Here is a 19,051-nt window from a genome sequence, read left to right on the forward strand (position 1 = left end):
AACCGATGAGTAAATAAGCTGCGCTCAATCAATGGCAGGCCATTAGCCGATGCTTTAGGCTGGCTGCCGTTATCCCGCACGCCGTGCCGAAAAGGAAATCGAAAGCGCCATGACTGACCGCGAACAACTTCATCGCCAAGGCTATCTGCTGCTGCGCCAGGCGGTCCCGGCCGACTGGCTGGAGCACCTGCGTGGCGTGTTCGATGCCGGGGTGAAACCCTCGGAGCAGTGGCCCGTGCCACGCGGCATTGGCTGGCAGCATTCGCACCTGGATGGCGACGCGCAGATTCAGGCGGTGTGCCGCCTGCCGGCGGTGCTGGCGGTGGTGAGTGAGTTGATCGACGAGCGGTTCTTCCTCGCCCAGGTCGAAGGCCGCGCACCGCTCGGCGGAGGTGGTCAGCAGAAACTGCACCGGGATTTATCGCACCAACGCCCCGGTGACTCGGCGAACGCGATGGTCTATCTCGACGATTACGGCCCCGGCAACGGCGCGACCCGTATCGTCCCCGGCAGCCACCGCCCGGCGCCGGACCAAGCGCCCTTCGATTTCAATGACGAGTCCGGCGCCGTTCAGCTTTCAGGTAGCGCGGGGGACATCCTGGTGTTCGATGTCGACCTGGTGCACGCAGCCAGTCTGAATGTGAGTGGCGCCAATCGCCGCTCGCTGCTGATAGGCTATTTCGCCGAGCCGTTGTACCCGATGCACCAGGAAACGGCGGCGCTGCGCAGCGTCACGATGGATACCAGCGAGCGTTTTGAGCCTGGGGATTTTGGATTTTTTGAGGTGTGAGATCGGCGCTCAGTTTGAAGAGCCCCACCCCACTCATGAACAACCCTCATCACTCCTATCTGATTCCTCCGGCTAATCACGCCAATTCCCCGCTGATAGATTGACGACGTGCCCACCGCACCCATCAATCCAGATGCCCAGGGGGATCGTCATGAAACGCCTCGCCGCCACGGCGTTATCGCTGTCATTGCTCGCCCTCGACGCCACCGCCGAGGAAAAACCCGTACTCACCGTCACGCCCAACGGCTCGCAACCCTCGGCCAAGGGGCCCGCCGATTACTTCACCGGCACCGTCCGGGTGGACGCGCCGTTCAAGGGCACCCATAACGCCCGGGTCAGCGGCGCCACCGTGACCTTCGAACCCGGCGCTCGCACCGCCTGGCACACCCACCCTCTAGGCCAGACCCTGATCGTGACCGGCGGCGCCGGCCTGGTTCAGGAACAGGGCCAACCGGTGCGCGCCATCAAACCCGGCGACACCGTGTGGATCCCGCCGAACGTCAAGCACTGGCACGGCGCAACCGCGACCACCGCCATGACCCACATCGCCATTGCCGAAGTACTCGACGGCAAAGTGGTCGACTGGATGGAACAGGTCAGCGACGAAGACTACGGCCACGGCCGTGAGCACTGAGGTGTCGATGAAAAAGCCCACTACCGTCACGGTTGTTATCGGCGCAGGTTCCATCGGTCTGGCGATTGCCCGCCGCGTCAGCGCGGGCCGGCACGTGGTGCTGGCCGACCTGCGCCAGGAAAACGCCGATGCCGCAGCCAGGGTGTTGCTCGATGGCGGATTCGAGGTGACCGCCGCCGTGGTCGATGTGGCCTCACGGGAGTCGGTGCAAGCCCTGGTTCAACTGGCGAGCGCCCTCGGTGAGATTACCGGCGTGATTCACGCCGCCGGCGTTTCACCGTCGCAAGCACCGGTGGCAACCATCCTGCGCGTCGACCTGTACGGCACCGCGCTGGTGCTGGAGCTGTTCGGCGATGTGATCGCCGAGGGCGGCACGGGGATCGTGATCGCCTCGCAATCCGGCCATCGCCTCCCCGCCCTGACGCCTGAACAGAACACGGCGCTGGCGACCACGCCAGTCGAGGAACTGCTGGCACTGCCGATGCTGGAGGCCAACAAGCTGACCGATCCGTTGCACGCCTATCAGCTCTCCAAGCGCGGCAACTCGCTGCGGGTGATGGCCGAGGCCGTGCGCTGGGGCAAACGCGGTGCGCGGGTCAACACCATCAGCCCTGGCATCATCTTCACCCCGCTGGCCCGGGACGAACTGAGCGGCCCGCGCGGTGAAGGCTACCGGCGCATGATCGCCCTCAGCGCCGCCGGGCGCGGCGGCACACCGGATGAAGTGGCAGCTGTAGCGGCGCTACTGATGGGGCCTGAGGGGACATTCATCACCGGCAGCGATTTCCTCATGGATGGCGGCGTCACCGCGGCTTACTGGTACGGCGATCTGGCGGCAGGTTGATCCGGCTGTTGCCGACGCCTGTTAAAGGCCAGTGCCCCCTGGCCGATATCAAGCCGTCGTCCCTCCAGGAATCATCTGCAATGAAGCAAAAACTGATGCTGCTGAGCCTGCTCGCAGCACTCTCGATGAACGCCGCAGCCGCCAAAGTGACAACGATCGACGCGATCGAACAGGTCGAAGGCATCATGAACTGCCTGGACGAAACCTCGGCCAAGGCCCTCGCCCAGGCATGGGCGCAGGGTGGTTACGAAGGCGCGGACGATTACATCGTCGAGCACCGCGAGAACTGCTCGTCGATTCCGCCACGGGAATCCCTCACGTATTCGATCGACCTGTCCACCGCCCATGACGGCATCGTCAAGCTGGATGCCGAGACCCTGGAAACTTCGCTGTGGGTGCCGCTCAAGGCCATCATGAGCGACCTGTACGCTAAATTCGGCCAGGAACCCGGCGCCGCAACGGACCTGCTGGAAATCGAACTGTTCACCCCGGTGGACGGCCTGTACCTGAGTCGTGGCGTCGTGGACCGCGAGACCGACGCCGTGCAATTCGTTTACCTGCACGGCGGGCAGGTTCATCTGCTTTGGTACAACCCGAAAACCAACAAGATCCTGCTGACCCACGAGGCGGGTAACGCCAGCTACGACGCGACCACCGGGACGCTGGTCATGGACCAGGCAGGTACGAGCAAACGCTTGACCTACACCCTGCCCAACGCCCACGAACCGCTGCGGTTCCGCACCAACGACCGTCCGGAAACGGGCAAATACATGCCCACCACCAGCCTCGACCGCTTCAACAACGCGATGCTGCTGCAGACCTTCCCCGCCTCGATCGAGAACCCGATGGCGAGGAACCTGCGGCTGTTCACGTTGATGGCGAACTCGGCGTTGCACCCCTAGCAGGCGCCTGATTCAAGGTCCGCAGGAGAGTCGCTTCACGCCTTGCAGCTCGAATTGATTTGATAATCGTTATCATTTATGGTGCGCCCATCGCACCGGAGGGTTTACCCGTGATCAACGATGATCTGAGTCAGGTCTACACCGAGCACAATGGCTGGCTCAAGCAGTGGTTGTACCGTCGATTGGGCTGCTCGGCGCAGGCTGCCGATCTGGCACAGGACACCTTCCTGCGGATTCTTCAGGCGCAACAAAAGGCCGGCGCCAGCCTGAGCCTGCAACGGCCCCGGGCCTACCTGACCACCGTGGGCCGGCGTCTGGTGTATGACCATTTTCGTCGGCAATCGCTGGAACGTGCCTACCTGGAATTGCTCGCGCAACTGCCCGAGGCCTTCGACCTTTCCGAAGAAGAACGTTTTTCGCTGCAGGAAACCCTGCAGCAACTGGATGCCCTGCTCGATACCCTCAAACCGATCGTGCGTTCGGTGTTTCTGCTGGTTCAACTGGAGGGTCTGACCTACGTGCAGGTCGCCCAGCGCCTGGGCATCGGCGAGCGCACGGTCAAGCGCCACATGGCCAGCGCGGTGGAAGCCTGCATCCTGTTCGAAGACGATTTCTGATGCACGCCAACCGCTCACGCATCAGCCCGGAAGTGGCCCGGCAAGCTGCCCGGTGGTACATGTTGATGCTCGACGAGCAGGTCAGCCCCGCAGAGCGCGACGCCTGCGCGCGTTGGCGCGCCGCCGCCCCCGAGCACGAACGGGCCTGGCTGAAAGCACAACGTGTGCAAGCCCAATTGGGGCTGCTGCCACAACGCCTGGCCATGGGCGCGCTCAACCGCGAGCGGCGGCAGACGCTCAAGCAACTGCTGGTGTTGGCCATCGTCGCGCCGCTGGGTTATGCGGGCTATCGACAGGTCGTACCAGCGGCTTCCCACACCACCGCCGTCGGCGAGCACCGACGGGTGGAACTGGCGGACGGCACCGTTCTGGACCTGAACACCAACAGCGCCGTGGACGTGAACTTCGATCCGGAGCAACGGCTGATCCGCCTGCTGCGCGGCGAAATCCTCGTCGACAGCGGAGCCGATGCCGACAGTGTTCGCCATCGGCCATTACGTGTCGCCAGCAACGAGGGCCTGATGGAAGCGCTGGGTACGCGCTTCCTGGTTCGCCAGCGTGACGACAGTACGCAATTGACCGTGTTCGAGGGTGCGGTGCGGGTGACGCCGGCCCATGGACTGCAACAGGTCATCGAGGCGGGCCAGCAGATCGATTTCAATAGTCAGGGGTCGGGGGCGGTAGCGGCGGCTCGCGAACAGGACAGCCTGTGGACCCGTGGCCGGTTGATCGCAGAAGAGATGCCCTTGAGTGAGTTCCTCAGTGAGCTGGGACGTTACCGCCACGGTTGGCTGCGGTGCGCCCCAGAGGTTGCGCGGCTGCCGATCAGCGGGGCGTTCCAGCTTGAGAAGACCGACCAGATCCTGGCCGCGCTACCCGCCACGCTCCCGGTGCATGTCGAGTACCGGACGCGCTATTGGGTCACCGTCACCGCCCGTTGAAAATGTTTGGCCCGTTTCCCACCGCTCATCAGTCCTTAGATATGACACTGCCACATACATAGGGACACCTTATCCATGATTCACGCTTCCACCCCGGTCAGCCCGACCGTGCCAACCCTCGATAAACCCTGCGCGCCCCGCTATAGGCGGATGCTGGCCTTGAGCGCCCTGACACTCGCCTTGCAGGGGCTGGGTGTCTGCGCCTGGGCGGCGCCGATTCAGGCGCCGCAAACCTACAGCATCGGTTCCGGCAGCCTGGCTCAGGTACTGGCGCGGTTCGCGAGTGAAGGCGGGATCACCTTGCAGTACACCCCCGAATTGGCCCGCGGCCTGTCCAGCCCGGGACTGGAAGGACGCTACGGCATCGAAGAGGGATTCTTGCGGGTGCTTGCCGGCACCGGTTTGCAGGTCATACGCCGTGGGGACGGCGTCTATGGCCTGGAACCTGCGCCGCTGAACACACCGGCCGGGGCCTTGAACCTGGAGCCGTTGAGCATCACCGGTCGGCAGATCGATGCGACCACCGAGAACTCCGGTAGCTATACGTCCAGCGCGGTCACCATCGGCAAGTCGGCCCACCGCCTGAAAGACATCCCGCAGTCGGTCAGCGTGGTGACGCGCAAGGCCATGGACGACCAACGCCTCGACACCCTGGATGAAGTACTGGAGAAAACCACTGGCGTCACCACGTTCCAGAGCCCGTCCGGCGGCAAGTACATCTACTCGCGCGGCTTCGAGGTAGAAACCATCCAGTACGACGGCGTCCCGCTCGACCGCCGCTACTACGCCATCGGCAGCAGCTTCACCTCCGACACCCTGCTGTATGACCGCGTCGAAGTCCTGCGTGGCGCCAACGGCCTGTTGCAAGGCAGCGGCAACCCCGGCGCGGCCATCAACCTTGTGCGCAAACGCCCGAAAGCCGAGGCCGCGCTCTCCGTGACCGCCAGCGCCGGCTCTTGGGACACCTATCGCCAGACCCTCGACGCCAGCGCCCCGCTCAGCGCCGACGGTGCGTTGCGCGGCCGCTTTGTGGCCGCCCATGAAGACCAGAACTACTTCTACGACACGGCCGAAAGCCGCAAGAACGTTCTCTACGGCATCCTCGAATACGACCTCAGCGACGCCACCACCCTCGCCGCCGGGGTGAGCGTGGAAGACCTGCATGCCGTGCCGTTCTTCAGCGGCCTGCCGCGCAACAAGGACGGCAGTGCCGTGAACGCGGGGCGTTCCACCTTCACCGGCGCCGACTGGAACAAGTGGGACAACAAACAGACCACCTACTTCGCCGACATCACCCATGACTTCAACGACGACTGGCGCCTGAAAGCCTCCGGCAGTTACATCCGCGAAACCAACTACATCCTCTACAGCTTCGGCCGCGGCTCCGTCGACCCGGCAACCGGCGACGGCATGCGCTCACGCGCCTACCTCTACGACTTCGAAAACGTCAACAAAGGCGCCGACATCAACCTCACCGGCAAATGGCGCGCCTTCGACCTTGAACACGAAGTCGTGGTGGGCGCCAACGCCAGCGACCTGAAGACCGATGACCTGCAAGGCGGCTTGCTCAACCTTGGCGCGATCAACCTCTACGACCCGGTTTCGCCACAGAAACCCAGCATGGAGCAACTGCTCGGCACCACCTATGCCGGCACGTCCAGGGGTAAGATCAGCCAGAACGGCGTTTATGGCGTGGTGCGCTACAAGCTGACAGAACCCTTGACCCTGGTGCTGGGCGGACGGGCCAGCAACTACAAATACGACTACGAACTGCACCGCTTCAATACCGCCTCACCCACGCCGGCCCATGCCAGGGAAAGCGGCGAGTTCACGCCGTATGGCGGCCTGATCTACGCGCTGAATGATCAGTGGTCGACCTATGTGAGCTACGCCGACATCTTCAAACCACAAACGGAACTGAGCGAAGACAGTGCCGCGCTGAAACCGCTTGAAGGCTCCAACTACGAGATCGGTTTGAAGGGCGAACTGTTCGACGGCCGCGTCAACACCAGCTTCGCGGTGTTCCGCGTCGATCAGAAAAACCGCGCCCAGTACGACTACAACTCCGTGTGCGGGCAGAACGGCGAAGACAACTGCTACGTGTCCGGGGGCAAAGTTCGCGCCGAAGGCTTCGATGCGGAAATCAGCGGTGAAGTGCTGGCCGGCCTGCAACTCTTCGCGGGTTATACCTACACCACCACCGAGTACCTCAACGACCCGGGCGATGGCACCTCCGCATCCGGTGCGACCTTCAACAGCTACACCCCGCGCCATATGCTGCGGTTCTGGGCTGACTACACGTTGCCGGATGATTTGAACCAATGGACCGTCGGGAGTGGCGCCAGTATTCAGAGCCGGAACTACCACTCCAACTTCGGTGGTACTGACGGCGTCGGAGACATCGAACAGGCCGGCTACGCCATCTGGAACGCCCGCCTTGCGTACCAGATCAACAAGAACTTCAGCGTCGCCCTGAACGGTAACAACCTGTTCGACAAGAAGTACTACTCCACCATCGGCTGGCTGTACGCGGCCAACCACTACGGTGATCCGCGTAACTACACGGTGACTTTGAAGGCTGATTTTTGAGGTTGAGTGATTCTCTGGTGATATGACCGCATGGGCATTTACAGATCTCGCAGCCAATCGCAAACGTTAAGCCACTTGCAATCCGGTGGGAGCGGCTGTTAGCCGCGAAGGGCCGCAGAGCGGCCCTAAATCCATCCAACACCCTATTTCTGGCGGGTCTGGATCTCACATTCAAGCATCTTGAAAGTTGAAAGGAATCCCGGGCATAGACAGCCACTTCGTGCTGGATGGTTTTGGGGCCGCTCTGCGGCCCTTCGCGGCTAACGCCACTCCCACAGTCCGTTGTGCCCTGACGCTCTGTGCTTGCCTGTGAGGTGTAGATATCTCTGTATTTGGCAGAGGGGTTTCGACACGGAGGGGAGCGGGCAACTGCAGCGTTTGATCATCAAGACAACCTCTTCTCCATCGGCTGATACACCAGCCCGGCGAACTCATCAACGTCCCCTGCCAGAACAAATCCGTATCGCTCGTAAGCGGCCACTGAAGACAATGACGCCCTGACCGTCACGACCTCCCCCCTCGCCTGCTCCAGCGCCGCGGTCATCAATTGCAGGCCGATGCCTCGACGCTGCCAGCCCGGCGCGACAAACAGCATCGCCACATGACGCCCCTCCTTGAGTTCGATCAACCCGGTCAGCACCCCTTCCGCGACACACACCAGCATCAGGTTGTCGCCCTCCATCCGCTCGGCAAAGGCCTGCTCCGATGCCACCTTGGCGAAGGTTTCAACGCCCTGCGCCGACAGGGAGGGCGCAACCGCCGCCATAAATGACGCCAGGCACAAGGCACTGGCGCGAGGCAGGTCGTCGTGGGTCAGTTTGCGTATCTGCATGGCATTTCGTCCGTGTCTGCAAGTTGTGTTTGCCAGCCAGGCAAGGCTATCAAAGCGACTGCACTTTCCAGTTCCAGCCAAAGCTCTGCGCGCAAGGCGCCAACCAACGGCGCAAGTGCGGATTACTCGCCAAGGTCTCAGGTTCAACACCCCGAGCACCGATATTGGCGTGAGGCAAAAAACGCACGTCCAGGCTCTTTTCCAGTTGCTCGATCAACTGAGGAAAATCCATGAGGCTCGCCAGCCGTGGCCACTTCACGAGTTTTCGATAGCGCAGTTGTTCAGAGTCGATACGCAGATCATCGTTGGGACGCCACTGGGCCAGGTAGAGGTTGTCATTACGCTCCAACTGGACGCGCCAGTGCCCGGTGCAAGGGACGAGCAGTTCGAGCTTCAAACTCTCAGGCCGCAACTTGTTGCGCTTGTAAAACCAGTGTTCGATGGGATCGTTGCTCAGCACGAAGGAGAACGTGCTGTCGTGCGGCAGTGCGCCCAGATCGAACAGGGCGAACCATTGAGCCACCGCTGACGGGCTGATTTCTTCCGGCATACATACTCCTTGATCGTCGAACTGAAAACGGCCTTGTCAGGTAGCATGGCGGCCATTCTTGTCAGGAATGCAAAAGCAGCCATCATACGCATCCCGGCAGACGTTCAGAGGGAGTGGAAAACATGAATCGCCGTAAAAAGATCAACCAGCTGTTAAAAGCTCACGCCAAAAAGGCCAGTGCCAAACTGGCGCCCAAGAGCAAACCCAAATACATCAGCAAGGCTGACCGCTTGAAACTGGAAGCCGAGCCCGCCCAGGACAATACCCTTTCGGCTGAAAGCTGAGCCCCGTTATTACTTTTGCCATAACACAAAGAGAGGATTTTCACGTTCAGGGCGCTTTTCAGATACTCCAGCGCAAGGGAATCAACCCTTACTCAAAGCCATGCAATGGAGTGTCTTCATGTTGAATTCAGTACAGAAATCCGTATTGATTACCGGTATTGCCACCGTGGCGCTGATGGCGGCGCAAACCGTGTTCGCGGCCGACGGCGATGGCCTCGTCGGTGGCACGCTCTCAAGCCTTGGGAGCGTGCTTGACCAAGCATTCAGTATTTCAAGGGAGGACATTCGGCGCCTGATCGGGCTCTAACCACCAGCCGTCCCTGACTTCCCCTGTCCTCTCGGTATTGCGATGGGGGCAGGCGGAACAAGCCAATCGGATAGATTTGCGAACGATTCTTAATCACTATATTCTTCGCGTTTTCCCGCCGGGCCCTGCCGGCTTCTGGACACGTGAGGTTCGCTTTGGCTGACGATCTGGACCGGTTGTTTCGCCTTTATCACCGCGACTTGCAAAACATCGCCTATCGCCGTCTGGGCGATCGCGAGTTGGCGGCCGACCTCACCCAGGACACCTTCGTGCGCTACGCCGGCCTCGGCCAGCAGCAGCAAACCGACACCATCCTGAACCCACGCTTCTTCCTGATCCGGGTGCTCGGCAACCTGATCATCGACCTCGCCCGTGGGCGCAAACGCCAGGGCTCACCCGTTGACCTCACAGAAGTGCAGGACGAGTTGCTCGACCCGCGTCCCGGCCCCGAACGGCTGTTCGAGTTGCGCCAGCAATTGCAGTGCCTGCACCTGGCCCTGAGCGAACTGCCGGAGAATTGCCGCACCGCGCTGCTGCTCAACCGCGTCGAGGGCCTGAGCCACCAGGCGATTGCCGAACGCCTGGAGGTTTCTCCGAGCATGGTCAGCAAATACATCATGCGCGCGCTGCGTCATTGCGTGCGCAGCCTTGAACTGCTGGAGGACTGAGCGATGGCCGCGATCCGCGCGAAAGACCTCGACTGTCCCCTGCCCGGCCTGACCGATGAAGCGCTGCAATGGCTGGTGGACCTGCACAGCGGCACGGCCGACGACGGCGATTGGGCAAACTACCAGCGCTGGTGCGAACGCTCCGAGCAGCATCAGGCGGCGTCGCTTGCCGCTGAACGGCTGTGGGAACGCTTGGGCAGTGCATTGCAACGCCCGGCGCCTCGACGGCGCGCCGGCCCGCTCCTGGGACTTGTACTTGCGCTCGGCCTGGCCAGCGGCGCCGTGTGGCAGGTGCGCGAAGACGGCTGGCTGGCCGACCAGCGCACCGGCGCGGGCGAGCGCCGCGAGTTGCAGTTGAGCGATGGCTCGCAGTTGCACCTGGCCCCGCAAACCCGTGTCGATATCCACATCGAAGGCAACCGCCGCACGCTGCACCTGTACGCCGGCGAGCTGTTCGTGCAGGTCGCAGCCGACGCCTCGCGACCGTTCGAGGTGCAAGCGGCGGACGGTACGCTGCGCGCCCTCGGCACCGGCTTCGACGTACGCCGCGACGGTTCGCGGGTGCGCCTTGTGGTCACCGAACACAGCGTGGGCGTTACCCGCCAGGGCGCCGGCACGCAGACCGTGGTGCAGGCCGGTCAGGCCATCACCTACGACGCCAATGGTGTGTCGAAGCCGCTCGACGTGGACGCCGACAGCCTGACCGCCTGGCGTCGCGACCGGCTGATCTTCGACGGCCAGCCGCTGGGCGAGGTGCTCGACGAACTGTCGCGTTATCACAAAGGACTGCTGTGGATCCGCGATCCGGCATTGCGTCAGCTACCGGTCACCGGCCTGTTCGAAACCCGTGACCTCGACGCACAACTGGCCCTGCTGCAACAGTCGCTGCCGATCCGCATCCGCAAATTGCCGTGGCTGACGGTGGTGGAGCCGGACGAGCAACGCAAAACGCGATAAGCCGAAAAATTTTTCACGCGGCACTGTCAGGTTTGAAATCTTCAGCGTCTTTCCCATTTGAGAGTGATTTTTAATTAGCTGATTTCAGCGGGGAGAGACATGCAACAATCCTTCAAACGTGCCGCCCTCGGCCTGGCGATGAGCACCGCCTGCGGCCTGGCGTTTGCCGTGAGCACCCAGACCCTGGCAGCCGATGCCGCACAAAGCGCGACCCGCGCCTTTGCCATTCCAGCCGGCCCGCTTGGCCAGGCGCTGACGCGCTTCAGCGATCAGAGCGGCCTGCGCCTGATCGTCAACAGCGAGCTGCTGGCCGGGCGCAACAGCCCCGGTTTGAACGGCCACTACAGCGTCGCCCAAGGCGTGCAACGCCTGCTCGCCGGCTGCGGCCTGAGCGCGGCACTGAGCGGTGACACCCTGATGATCACCCAGGCCACGCAAGAAGGCTCGGCCATGGAACTGGGCGTGACCCGGATCAATTCCGAGCAACTGGGCAGCACCACCGAAGGCAGCGGTTCCTACACCACCGGCGCGGTCACCCTGGGCAAGAGCGCGCAGAAGCTCAAGGACATCCCGCAGTCGGTCAGCGTGCTGACGCGCAAGCGCATGGACGACCAGAACATCGTCAACCTCAAGCAGGCGCTGGAAAACACCACTGGCCTGAGCGCGATCAAGTCGCCCGGCTCCGGCCTGTTCATTTTCTCCCGTGGCTTCGACATCGAGAGCATCCAGTACGACGGCGTGCCGGTGCCGCGCAACGTCTATTCGCTGGGCAGCTACATCAGCGAGAACATGTCCATCTACGACCGCATGGAAGTGATGCGCGGTGCCGCCAGCCTGCTGCAGGGCGCGAACAATCCGGGCGGCGCGATCAACATGGTGCGCAAGCGCCCGCAGGCCGAGCCGACCGTCACCCTGACCACCAAGGCCGGGAGCTGGGACCGCTACGGCATGCAGCTCGACGCCGGCAATGCGCTCAACGATGAAGGGACTATCCGTGGCCGCGCCGTGGTCGACTACCAGAAGGGCAATTCCTTCACGGATTCGCTGTGGAACTGGGAGCAGACGGTTTATGCCGCGCTGGACTTCGACCTCAGCAGCGACACCACCCTGGGCGTCGGCGCGAGCAACAAGAAGACCCACTACCAGCCGTACATGATCGGCCTGCCGCGTAACCGTGATGGCAGCCGTCTGGACGTCGGCCGCTCGACCTACATCGGCGCCAACTGGAACCGCGCCAGCAGCGACCAGACCGCCGTCTACCTCGACCTCGAACACCGCTTCAACGACGCCTGGCGCTTCAAGGCCTCGGCCCTCGGCATGTTCGAATCCAACGAAGCGGTCTACCAGTTCATCACCGGCGCCGTGGGACCTGGCCCGGCGCCGATCTATGCCGACTACGGCACCGACTTCAGCAACCACAACCTGGGCCTGGACATGTACGTCGACGGCCAGTTCGAAGGGCTGGGCTTCAAGCAGAGCCTGGTGCTGGGCGCCAACTATTCGAAATACACCACCGACGATGGCTATGCCCGCGCATTCACTCCGGGCGTGGATATCACCAACGTCAACCACGACCGCCCCTACCAGACTTACAACGGCATCGCCGACCGTGCCAACCTGACCACCAGCGAATACGACGTGCGCCAGAAAGGCATTTACGCCAGCTATCGGATCAACCTGCTGGAGCCGCTGACCTTGGTGCTGGGCAGCCGGGCGAGCTGGTATGAAATGAGCTACGACGCGAACAACTACTTCCAGCGCGAGGTCAACGGCGATCCGGTGCACTCCACGGCCCAGAGCACCGGCAAGGTCACCCCGTTCGCGGGTCTGGTGTACGCGCTCAACGATCAGTGGTCGGCCTATGCCAGCTACGCCGACGTGTTCATCCCGCAGAGCGAGCGCGGCCTCAACCAGGCGCCGCTGAAACCGATCACCGGCACCAACTATGAAGTCGGTATCAAGGGCGAGTTGATGGATGGCCGCCTGAACACCTCGCTGGCGGTGTTCCGCTACCTGCATGAAAACCGTGCGGTCGCCGACCTGGGCAGTGGTTTCGAGTGCGATGGCTGGTACTGCTCGATGGCCAGCGGCAAGGTGCGCAGCCAGGGCGTCGAACTGGAGGTGAACGGCGAGGTGCTGCCGGGCCTGCAACTGTCCAGCGGCTACACCTACAACACCACTCGCTTCATGGACGACCCGGAACTCAAGGGCAAGACCTTCAGCACCTTCACCCCCAAGCACATGCTGCGGGTGTGGGCCGACTACCAGTTGCAGGGTGACCTGGAAGGCGTCAGCGTCGGTGGCGGCGTCAACAGCCAGAGCCGCACCATCGGCTTCGACCGCGCCTATGAAGCCAGCGGCTTCTCCATCTGGAGCGCGCGGGTGGCCTACAAGGTCAGCGATCAGGTCAGCGTGGCAGCCAACCTGAACAACCTGTTCGACAAGAACTACCTGATTCCGTCGTACGGGACGCTGACCGGCAACAACTACTTCGGCGACCCGCGCAACGTGATGTTCACCCTGACCTACACGCCGACCTTCTGAGGCCCGGCGTCACCCCACGGGACGCCCGCCACCGGGCGTTCCGCTCCCGTCTTACGGTTTGATCGCGATCTTGAGCACGCCGTCGCGCTGATGGGCGAACAGGTCATAGGCCGCAACGATGTCGCCCAGCGGGTAATGGTGGGTCACCAGCGAGCCGAAATCCGCCCGGTTCGACTCGATCACGCTCATCAGCCGACGCATGCGCTCCTTGCCGCCCGGGCACAAGGCGGTATTGATCCGGTGGTCGCCCAGACCAGCGGCAAAGGCTCCGAGCGGAATCTTCACATCGCTGGAATACACGCCCAGGCTGGACAGCGTGCCGCCCGGCTTGAGCACCTTCATGGCCTGCTCGAACGTCGAAGGCAGCCCCAGGCATTCGATGGAAGAATCGGCGCCGCGTCCACGGGTCAGCTTCATCACCTCCTCCACCACATCGCACTGATTAAAGTTCAGCGTGATGTCAGCGCCCATGGTCCGGGAAATGCCGAGGCGATGGTCATTGCCGTCGACCGCAATAATGGTCGAGGCGCCCAACAGCCGCGCACCGGCGGTTGCGCACAGCCCGATCGGCCCTTGGGCGAAAATCACCACGGTGTCGCCAATGCGGATATTGGCGTTTTCCGCGCCCTTGAAGCCGGTGGACATGATGTCGGGGCACATCAGCACCTGTTCATCGGTCAGGCCATCGGGAATCGGCGCCAGATTGCCCTCGGCATCCGGCACCAGCACGTATTCGGCCTGGGTGCCGTCGATCAGGTTGCCGAAGCGCCAGCCGGCCGTGGCCTTGTAGCCATGGCATTCGCAGGCGCCGCGGTCCAGCAGGTAACTGCCGTCCTGCGAGGCAACCCCGTCCTGAGCGGCATAAGAGTTGAAGTTGGGACAGATCGCCCCGGCGATCACCCGCTGGCCTTCCTTGTAGCCCTTGACCGCGCTGCCGAGCTTCTCGATCACCCCCACCGGCTCATGACCGACGGTCAGCCCCTTGGCGATCGGGTACTCGCCCTTGAGGATATGCACATCGGTGCCGCAGATGGTCGTCGTGGTGATGCGGATCAGCGCATCGGTGGGGCCAACGTCCGGGACGGGTTTATCCGCCAGTTCGATTCGCCCGGGCGCTACGAAAACGGCTGCTCTCATCGTGGCCATCTCTCATCCTCCTGACTGCTGAAATGTGCTGAGCCATCAAGCAAAGCCCAGTTAGAGCGGTCTGGCAAACATAAAGGGGGAATGTTGCTGGCGATTGAGCGCGTACAGAACCGCTAGTTGAACTTCCGAGTGCCGGTCATTGGCCCGCCTGCAGATAAGGATTACTCTTTCGCAGCACTCATTCGAACGACCCCGAACATGACCAGCCCAGAGTTCTCGCAAGACATCAATGCCGTTCAAGCCATCGAGGCGGTGCCGGTCATCCTGAGCATGGTCAAGCACTACACCGGGATGCGCTTCGCCGCCGTGGCCCGGGTGACCGAAAAGAACTGGGTAACCTGCGCCGTCGATGACTCCATCGAGTTCGGCTTGAGGCCCGGTGACGAACTGGTCCTTGAATCAACCATCTGCCACGAAATCCGCCAGCACCGAAAGCCGGTGATCTTTGGCCATGCCAGTGAGCACCCGGTTTTTTCCTCGCACCACACCCCCAAGGCCTATGGGCTGGAAAGCTATATCTCTATTCCCATCGTCAAGGCCAACGGCGACTTCTTCGGCACCCTGTGCGCCATCGACTCGGTTCCCGCCCACCTTGATGAACCGTCCATTGCCCAGACGCTGACCCTCTTCGCCCAATTGATCGCGATGAGCCTCGACACCCACAACACCCTTCACACCACTCAAGTCGCATTGGCCAGCGCCCATGAACAAGGCCGGCTGCGCGAACAGTTCGTTGCGGTGCTCGGTCATGACTTGCGCACCCCGCTCAGTGCCGTGCGAATGAGCGCCGACCTGCTGGAAACCAAGACCACCGACAAACGATCGCTGAAACTGGTCTCGGCGATTCGCAACAGCGCCATCCGCATGGGCGTGCTGATCGAAAACGTGCTGGATCTGGCGCGCGGCCGAATGGGCGGCGGGATTCCGATCAAGCGGCAACTGGTCGATGACCTCGGCCACACCCTTGGCCTGACCCTGGATGAACTGCAAAGCTCGTACCCGCAGGTCACCTTCATTCATTCGCTGGACCTGCCAAGCGGCGTCTATTGCGACCCCGTGCGGATCAGCCAGATGCTCTCGAACCTGTTGGGTAATGCCGTGACCCACGGTTCGACCACAACGCCAGTCACCGTCGAGGCCCACGCGCTGAACGGTGAAATCGTCATCTCCGTGACCAACCAGGGGCCGCCCATCCCCGCGCAACTGATGCCGTTGCTGTTTGAACCCTTTACCCGCTCCGAGGCAGGGCAACACGGTGAAGGCCTGGGCTTGGGGCTGTATATCGCCTCGCAGATCGTGACGGCCCACAACGGCACCTTGAACGTTGTGTCCACGCCTGAGGCGGGCACCTGTTTCGTCGCGAGATTTCCCGCGAAACTGCAATGGGCCTGACGTGAGCCGAGGGCGGTCAGCCATGACCGCCCTGCCTGTGATCCCCGCGCGTTACCGCACTGATGAATCATCTTCATAAGTGCTTGCTGATTTATCCATCTAGTCCCCATCCCCCTCCTCGCTTAGTGTTTTCCCAACGAATGTGCGTCAGGCCAAAAGCTCGCGCGCACGCCTGCCAACGGTTTGAACAGGGAAACGGGAAATGCAAAAGCGCCAATTCGGCAACAGCGCTCTGGAAGTATCGGCCCTGGGACTGGGCTGCATGGGCCTCAGCCACGGCTACGGCCCGGCCACCGACACCCAACAGGCCATCGCGCTGATCCGGGCAGCGGTCGAGCGCGGTGTCACCTTCTTCGATACCGCCGAGGTCTACGGCCCTTACCTGAATGAGCAAGTGGTGGGTCAGGCCCTGGCACCGGTGCGCGACAAGGTGGTGATCGCCACCAAATTCGGCTTCACCTTCGGTTCGGACAACAAGCAGCAGATTCTCAACAGCCGCCCGGAGCACATCCGCATCGCGGTCGAGGGCTCCTTGCGCAGGTTGAAGACCGATGTCATCGACCTGCTCTACCAGCACCGGGTCGATCCTGACGTTCCAATCGAAGATGTCGCGGGCGCAGTGAAAGAGCTGATCTGGGAAGGCAAGGTCAAGCACTTCGGCCTCTCGGAAGCCGGCGCGCAGACCATTCGCCGCGCCCACGCGGTGCAGCCCGTCACCGCCTTGCAGAGCGAGTATTCGCTGTGGTGGCGCGAGCCGGAGCAGGAGATTCTCCCGACCCTCGCCGAGCTGGGTATCGGTTTCGTGCCGTTCAGCCCGCTGGGCAAGGGTTTCCTCACTGGTGCGGTAGCGGCGGACGCCTCGTTTGGCAGCGACGACTTCCGCAGCATCGTGCCGCGCTTCAGCCCGCAAGCCCTGCAGGCCAATCAGGCGCTGGTGGTCGTGGTCCGCGAACTGGCGGCGCAGAAAGCGGTGACACCCGCGCAGATCGCCCTCGCCTGGCTGCTCGCCCAAGCGCCCTGGATCGTGCCCATTCCCGGAACGACCAAGCTGCACCGCCTGGAGGAAAACCTCGGCGGCGCGGACATCACCCTCAGCGAAACCGACCTGCAGGCCATCGATTCGGCGCTGTCGCAGGTGCGCATCCTCGGCGACCGCTACCCCGAGGCGCTCAAGGCCCGCGTCGGCCGCTAGCGGAGGATGACCATGATCAACGCTCGTAACCCGCTGCCCCGCACGGCGCTCTGCGCGCTATTGGCGATAAGCCTGGGGCTGGGAATGGCCCCGGGCATTGCCGCCCAAAACGCCGAGGAGTCGCCAGCCATGCCCCGCACACAGCCCGCCTTGACGACGCTTTCAGCCACGCAACAGGCCATTCCACTGATCGCCGCGTTCATGGCCACGAGCGACATGCCCAGGCTCAACACTGCGCTGGAGCAGGGCCTGGACGCGGGCCTGACCATCAGCGATGCCAGAGAAATCCTGGTGCAGCTTTACGCCTATGTCGGCTTTCCCCGCAGCCTCAATGCCTTGAACGAACTGATGACGGTGGTCGAAGCGCGCAAACAGCGTGGCCTTCAGGATGCGCCAGGGCGTGAACCCAGCCGGACGATCGCGACCGGCGAAGCTTTGCTCGCGGCCGGCACGGCCAATCAGACACGCATCTCGGGTGGTCCGGTAAAAGGCCCGGTATTCGACTTCGCCCCGGTGATCAACCAGTTCCTCCAGGCCCATTTGTTCGGCGACATCTTCGAACGCGACAACCTGGACTGGCAAAGCCGGGAATTGGCCACGGTCGGGGCGCTGGCGGCAACGCCGGGCGTCGAACCCCAGTTGCGCTCGCACATGGGTGCGAGCCTTCGGGTCGGGCTCAGCGCAGAACAGTTGCATCACCTCTGCCAAGTGCTGGCCGAGCGTGGCGATGAACAAGCAGCCAGGCGAGCGAGCAGCGCGCTGGCACAAGCACTTGCGTTATCAGGAGAAAAATCATGAGAAATACCTTTTTGAAAGCTTCGCTAATGGCCGCAATGGTCGGCCTTTCGACTGGCGAAGCCAGCGCCGCGGACTACAAGGCCAACCCGTTTACCCTGGCCTACGACGGCGCGATTGCGAAAAACCAGCCGGGCCAGGTCAACATCCATCCCGTCACCTACAAACTCAATGGCCTGGACATCGCCGCCAACGTCTACACCCCGGCCGACTACGACCCGAAAAAGGCCTACCCGACGGTCGTCGTCGCCCACCCCAATGGCGGGGTAAAAGAGCAAGTCGCCGGCCTCTACGCACAGCGCCTGGCCGAGCAGGGCTACATCACGATTACCGCAGATGCCGCCTACCAGGGCGGCAGCGCAGGACAGCCACGCAGTGTCGACAAGCCGGCAAACCGGATCGAGGATATCCACGGCATGGCGGACTTCATCACCCGCTATGCCGGGGTCGATGGTGAGCGCCTGGGGCTGCTGGGTATCTGTGGCGGCGGGGGCTATTCGCTGGCGGCCGCCGAGACCGACAAGCGCTTCAAGTCGGTGGCCACCATCAGCATGTTCAATTCCGGGCGGGTTCGTCGCAACGGCTACAACGACTCGCAACTGGACACCGTCCAGCAACGCCTACGCCAGGCTTCCGCGGCCCGCGCCCAGGAAGCCGCCGGCGGCGCGGTGATCTACTCGGGCGACGTCAACCTGACGGATGAACAGGTCGCCAAACTGCCCTTCGACCTGTATCGCGAAGGCTACGCGTACTACTGGAAGACCCACGCGCACCCCAATTCGACCTTCAAGTACACCACCAGCAGTCTGCTCGACCTGATGCGCTTCGACGCCACCGACCAGATCGAACTGATCGACCAGCCCCTGCTGATGATCGCCGGCAGCAAGGCGGACAGCCTGTACATGACCAAGGACGCGTTCGCCAAGGCGACCGGCACTCAGAACAAGGAACTGTTCATGATCGACGGCGCGACCCATATCGAAACCTACTGGGTGCCGCGCTATGTGGACGCGGCGATGGGCAAGTTGACGGCGTTCTACGCTAAAACCCTGTCTGATCCGCGTTGA

General features: G+C 62.6%; 19 protein-coding genes. 16 read left to right on the forward strand and 3 right to left on the reverse strand.

The features are described from left to right. Window positions 1-109 precede the first annotated feature (109 nt). The 7 genes from HWV67_RS08180 to HWV67_RS08210 all read left to right on the forward strand — a co-directional run bounded on the left by HWV67_RS08180 (window position 110) and on the right by HWV67_RS08210 (window position 7,317). The gene (locus HWV67_RS08180; RefSeq protein ID WP_175650742.1) at window positions 110-790 is read left to right on the forward strand and encodes a phytanoyl-CoA dioxygenase family protein; all 681 of its coding nucleotides are present in this window, start codon (window positions 110-112) and stop codon (window positions 788-790) included. Window positions 791-941: 151 nt separating this feature from the next. Next, on the forward strand, window positions 942-1,424 hold the full coding sequence (locus tag HWV67_RS08185) for a (R)-mandelonitrile lyase (protein ID WP_175650743.1): 483 nt from the start codon (window positions 942-944) through the stop codon (window positions 1,422-1,424). A gap of 7 nt (window positions 1,425-1,431) precedes the next feature. Further along, window positions 1,432-2,268, forward strand: coding sequence for an SDR family oxidoreductase (locus HWV67_RS08190; protein WP_175650744.1), 837 nt, complete (start codon window positions 1,432-1,434; stop codon window positions 2,266-2,268). 80 nt (window positions 2,269-2,348) lie between these two features. Beyond that, window positions 2,349-3,170, forward strand: coding sequence for a hypothetical protein (locus HWV67_RS08195; RefSeq protein WP_175650745.1), 822 nt, complete (start codon window positions 2,349-2,351; stop codon window positions 3,168-3,170). A gap of 71 nt (window positions 3,171-3,241) precedes the next feature. Continuing rightward, the gene (locus tag HWV67_RS08200; protein ID WP_371929288.1) at window positions 3,242-3,787 is read left to right on the forward strand and encodes a sigma-70 family RNA polymerase sigma factor; all 546 of its coding nucleotides are present in this window, start codon (window positions 3,242-3,244) and stop codon (window positions 3,785-3,787) included. Beyond that, window positions 3,787-4,728: a FecR domain-containing protein gene (locus tag HWV67_RS08205; protein WP_175650747.1), complete on the forward strand. Its 942-nt coding sequence runs from the start codon at window positions 3,787-3,789 to the stop codon at window positions 4,726-4,728. Before HWV67_RS08200 ends, HWV67_RS08205 begins: the two co-directional genes overlap by 1 nt. Window positions 4,729-4,803: 75 nt before the next feature. Beyond that, window positions 4,804-7,317: a TonB-dependent siderophore receptor gene (locus HWV67_RS08210; RefSeq protein ID WP_175650748.1), complete on the forward strand. Its 2,514-nt coding sequence runs from the start codon at window positions 4,804-4,806 to the stop codon at window positions 7,315-7,317. Window positions 7,318-7,702: 385 nt separating this feature from the next. Here HWV67_RS08210 and HWV67_RS08215 read toward each other — a convergent pair whose 3' ends face one another. Further along, the gene (locus HWV67_RS08215; RefSeq protein WP_175650749.1) at window positions 7,703-8,149 is read right to left on the reverse strand and encodes a GNAT family N-acetyltransferase; all 447 of its coding nucleotides are present in this window, start codon (window positions 8,147-8,149) and stop codon (window positions 7,703-7,705) included. Window positions 8,150-8,198: 49 nt separating this feature from the next. Further along, window positions 8,199-8,699, reverse strand: a complete 501-nt coding sequence (locus HWV67_RS08220) for a hypothetical protein (RefSeq protein ID WP_175650750.1) — start codon at window positions 8,697-8,699, stop codon at window positions 8,199-8,201. A gap of 122 nt (window positions 8,700-8,821) precedes the next feature. On the opposite strand from HWV67_RS08220, the gene HWV67_RS08225 reads away from it, so the two are divergent. The 5 genes from HWV67_RS08225 (at window position 8,822) to HWV67_RS08245 (ending at window position 13,459) form a co-directional block, all read left to right on the forward strand. Continuing rightward, window positions 8,822-8,983 carry a DUF2986 domain-containing protein gene (locus HWV67_RS08225; protein WP_110968793.1) on the forward strand — a complete coding sequence of 54 codons (162 nt, stop codon included), beginning with the start codon at window positions 8,822-8,824 and terminating at the stop codon, window positions 8,981-8,983. 118 nt (window positions 8,984-9,101) lie between these two features. Next, a complete protein-coding gene (locus HWV67_RS08230; RefSeq protein WP_175650751.1) occupies window positions 9,102-9,290 on the forward strand; it encodes a hypothetical protein in 189 nt (62 codons plus the stop codon). 155 nt (window positions 9,291-9,445) lie between these two features. Then, window positions 9,446-9,958 (forward strand): RNA polymerase sigma factor, encoded by a 513-nt coding sequence (locus HWV67_RS08235; protein ID WP_175650752.1) that lies wholly within the window; start codon window positions 9,446-9,448, stop codon window positions 9,956-9,958. Between the two features lie 3 nt (window positions 9,959-9,961). After that, window positions 9,962-10,915: a FecR family protein gene (locus tag HWV67_RS08240; protein WP_175650753.1), complete on the forward strand. Its 954-nt coding sequence runs from the start codon at window positions 9,962-9,964 to the stop codon at window positions 10,913-10,915. Between the two features lie 99 nt (window positions 10,916-11,014). After that, entirely contained in the window at window positions 11,015-13,459 is a 2,445-nt protein-coding gene (locus tag HWV67_RS08245) for a TonB-dependent siderophore receptor (protein WP_256680037.1), read from the forward strand. 51 nt (window positions 13,460-13,510) lie between these two features. Here HWV67_RS08245 and HWV67_RS08250 read toward each other — a convergent pair whose 3' ends face one another. Then, window positions 13,511-14,605 carry an NAD(P)-dependent alcohol dehydrogenase gene (locus tag HWV67_RS08250; RefSeq protein WP_110968798.1) on the reverse strand — a complete coding sequence of 365 codons (1,095 nt, stop codon included), beginning with the start codon at window positions 14,603-14,605 and terminating at the stop codon, window positions 13,511-13,513. 198 nt (window positions 14,606-14,803) lie between these two features. Between HWV67_RS08250 and HWV67_RS08255 the strand changes: the two genes are divergently transcribed. From HWV67_RS08255 to HWV67_RS08270, 4 genes are all read left to right on the forward strand, one after another. Continuing rightward, window positions 14,804-15,997, forward strand: a complete 1,194-nt coding sequence (locus HWV67_RS08255) for a GAF domain-containing sensor histidine kinase (RefSeq protein WP_175650754.1) — start codon at window positions 14,804-14,806, stop codon at window positions 15,995-15,997. Window positions 15,998-16,199: 202 nt separating this feature from the next. Beyond that, entirely contained in the window at window positions 16,200-17,189 is a 990-nt protein-coding gene (locus HWV67_RS08260) for an aldo/keto reductase (RefSeq protein WP_175650755.1), read from the forward strand. Between the two features lie 6 nt (window positions 17,190-17,195). Continuing rightward, complete coding sequence (locus tag HWV67_RS08265; protein ID WP_175650756.1) at window positions 17,196-17,987, forward strand: carboxymuconolactone decarboxylase family protein; 792 nt, start codon at window positions 17,196-17,198, stop codon at window positions 17,985-17,987. Next, window positions 17,984-19,051, forward strand: a complete 1,068-nt coding sequence (locus HWV67_RS08270) for an alpha/beta hydrolase (protein ID WP_175650757.1) — start codon at window positions 17,984-17,986, stop codon at window positions 19,049-19,051. Before HWV67_RS08265 ends, HWV67_RS08270 begins: the two co-directional genes overlap by 4 nt.

Source organism: Pseudomonas sp. Marseille-P9899 (genome assembly GCF_903166565.1).
GTDB lineage: Bacteria > Pseudomonadota > Gammaproteobacteria > Pseudomonadales > Pseudomonadaceae > Aquipseudomonas > Aquipseudomonas huaxiensis.

Bases quoted from the DNA above. Each gene is read 5' to 3' on its own strand.
- HWV67_RS08180 (WP_175650742.1), top strand. From the start codon at position 110: ATGACTGACCGCGAACAACTTCATCGCCAAGGCTATCTGCTGCTGCGC.
- HWV67_RS08185 (WP_175650743.1), top strand. From the start codon at position 942: ATGAAACGCCTCGCCGCCACGGCGTTATCGCTGTCATTGCTCGCCCTC.
- HWV67_RS08190 (WP_175650744.1), top strand. From the start codon at position 1,432: ATGAAAAAGCCCACTACCGTCACGGTTGTTATCGGCGCAGGTTCCATC.
- HWV67_RS08195 (WP_175650745.1), top strand. From the start codon at position 2,349: ATGAAGCAAAAACTGATGCTGCTGAGCCTGCTCGCAGCACTCTCGATG.
- HWV67_RS08205 (WP_175650747.1), top strand. From the start codon at position 3,787: ATGCACGCCAACCGCTCACGCATCAGCCCGGAAGTGGCCCGGCAAGCT.
- HWV67_RS08210 (WP_175650748.1), top strand. From the start codon at position 4,804: ATGATTCACGCTTCCACCCCGGTCAGCCCGACCGTGCCAACCCTCGAT.
- HWV67_RS08215 (WP_175650749.1), bottom strand. From the start codon at position 8,149: ATGCAGATACGCAAACTGACCCACGACGACCTGCCTCGCGCCAGTGCC.
- HWV67_RS08220 (WP_175650750.1), bottom strand. From the start codon at position 8,699: ATGCCGGAAGAAATCAGCCCGTCAGCGGTGGCTCAATGGTTCGCCCTG.
- HWV67_RS08225 (WP_110968793.1), top strand. From the start codon at position 8,822: ATGAATCGCCGTAAAAAGATCAACCAGCTGTTAAAAGCTCACGCCAAA.
- HWV67_RS08230 (WP_175650751.1), top strand. From the start codon at position 9,102: ATGTTGAATTCAGTACAGAAATCCGTATTGATTACCGGTATTGCCACC.
- HWV67_RS08240 (WP_175650753.1), top strand. From the start codon at position 9,962: ATGGCCGCGATCCGCGCGAAAGACCTCGACTGTCCCCTGCCCGGCCTG.
- HWV67_RS08245 (WP_256680037.1), top strand. From the start codon at position 11,015: ATGCAACAATCCTTCAAACGTGCCGCCCTCGGCCTGGCGATGAGCACC.
- HWV67_RS08250 (WP_110968798.1), bottom strand. From the start codon at position 14,605: ATGGCCACGATGAGAGCAGCCGTTTTCGTAGCGCCCGGGCGAATCGAA.
- HWV67_RS08255 (WP_175650754.1), top strand. From the start codon at position 14,804: ATGACCAGCCCAGAGTTCTCGCAAGACATCAATGCCGTTCAAGCCATC.
- HWV67_RS08260 (WP_175650755.1), top strand. From the start codon at position 16,200: ATGCAAAAGCGCCAATTCGGCAACAGCGCTCTGGAAGTATCGGCCCTG.
- HWV67_RS08265 (WP_175650756.1), top strand. From the start codon at position 17,196: ATGACCATGATCAACGCTCGTAACCCGCTGCCCCGCACGGCGCTCTGC.
- HWV67_RS08270 (WP_175650757.1), top strand. From the start codon at position 17,984: ATGAGAAATACCTTTTTGAAAGCTTCGCTAATGGCCGCAATGGTCGGC.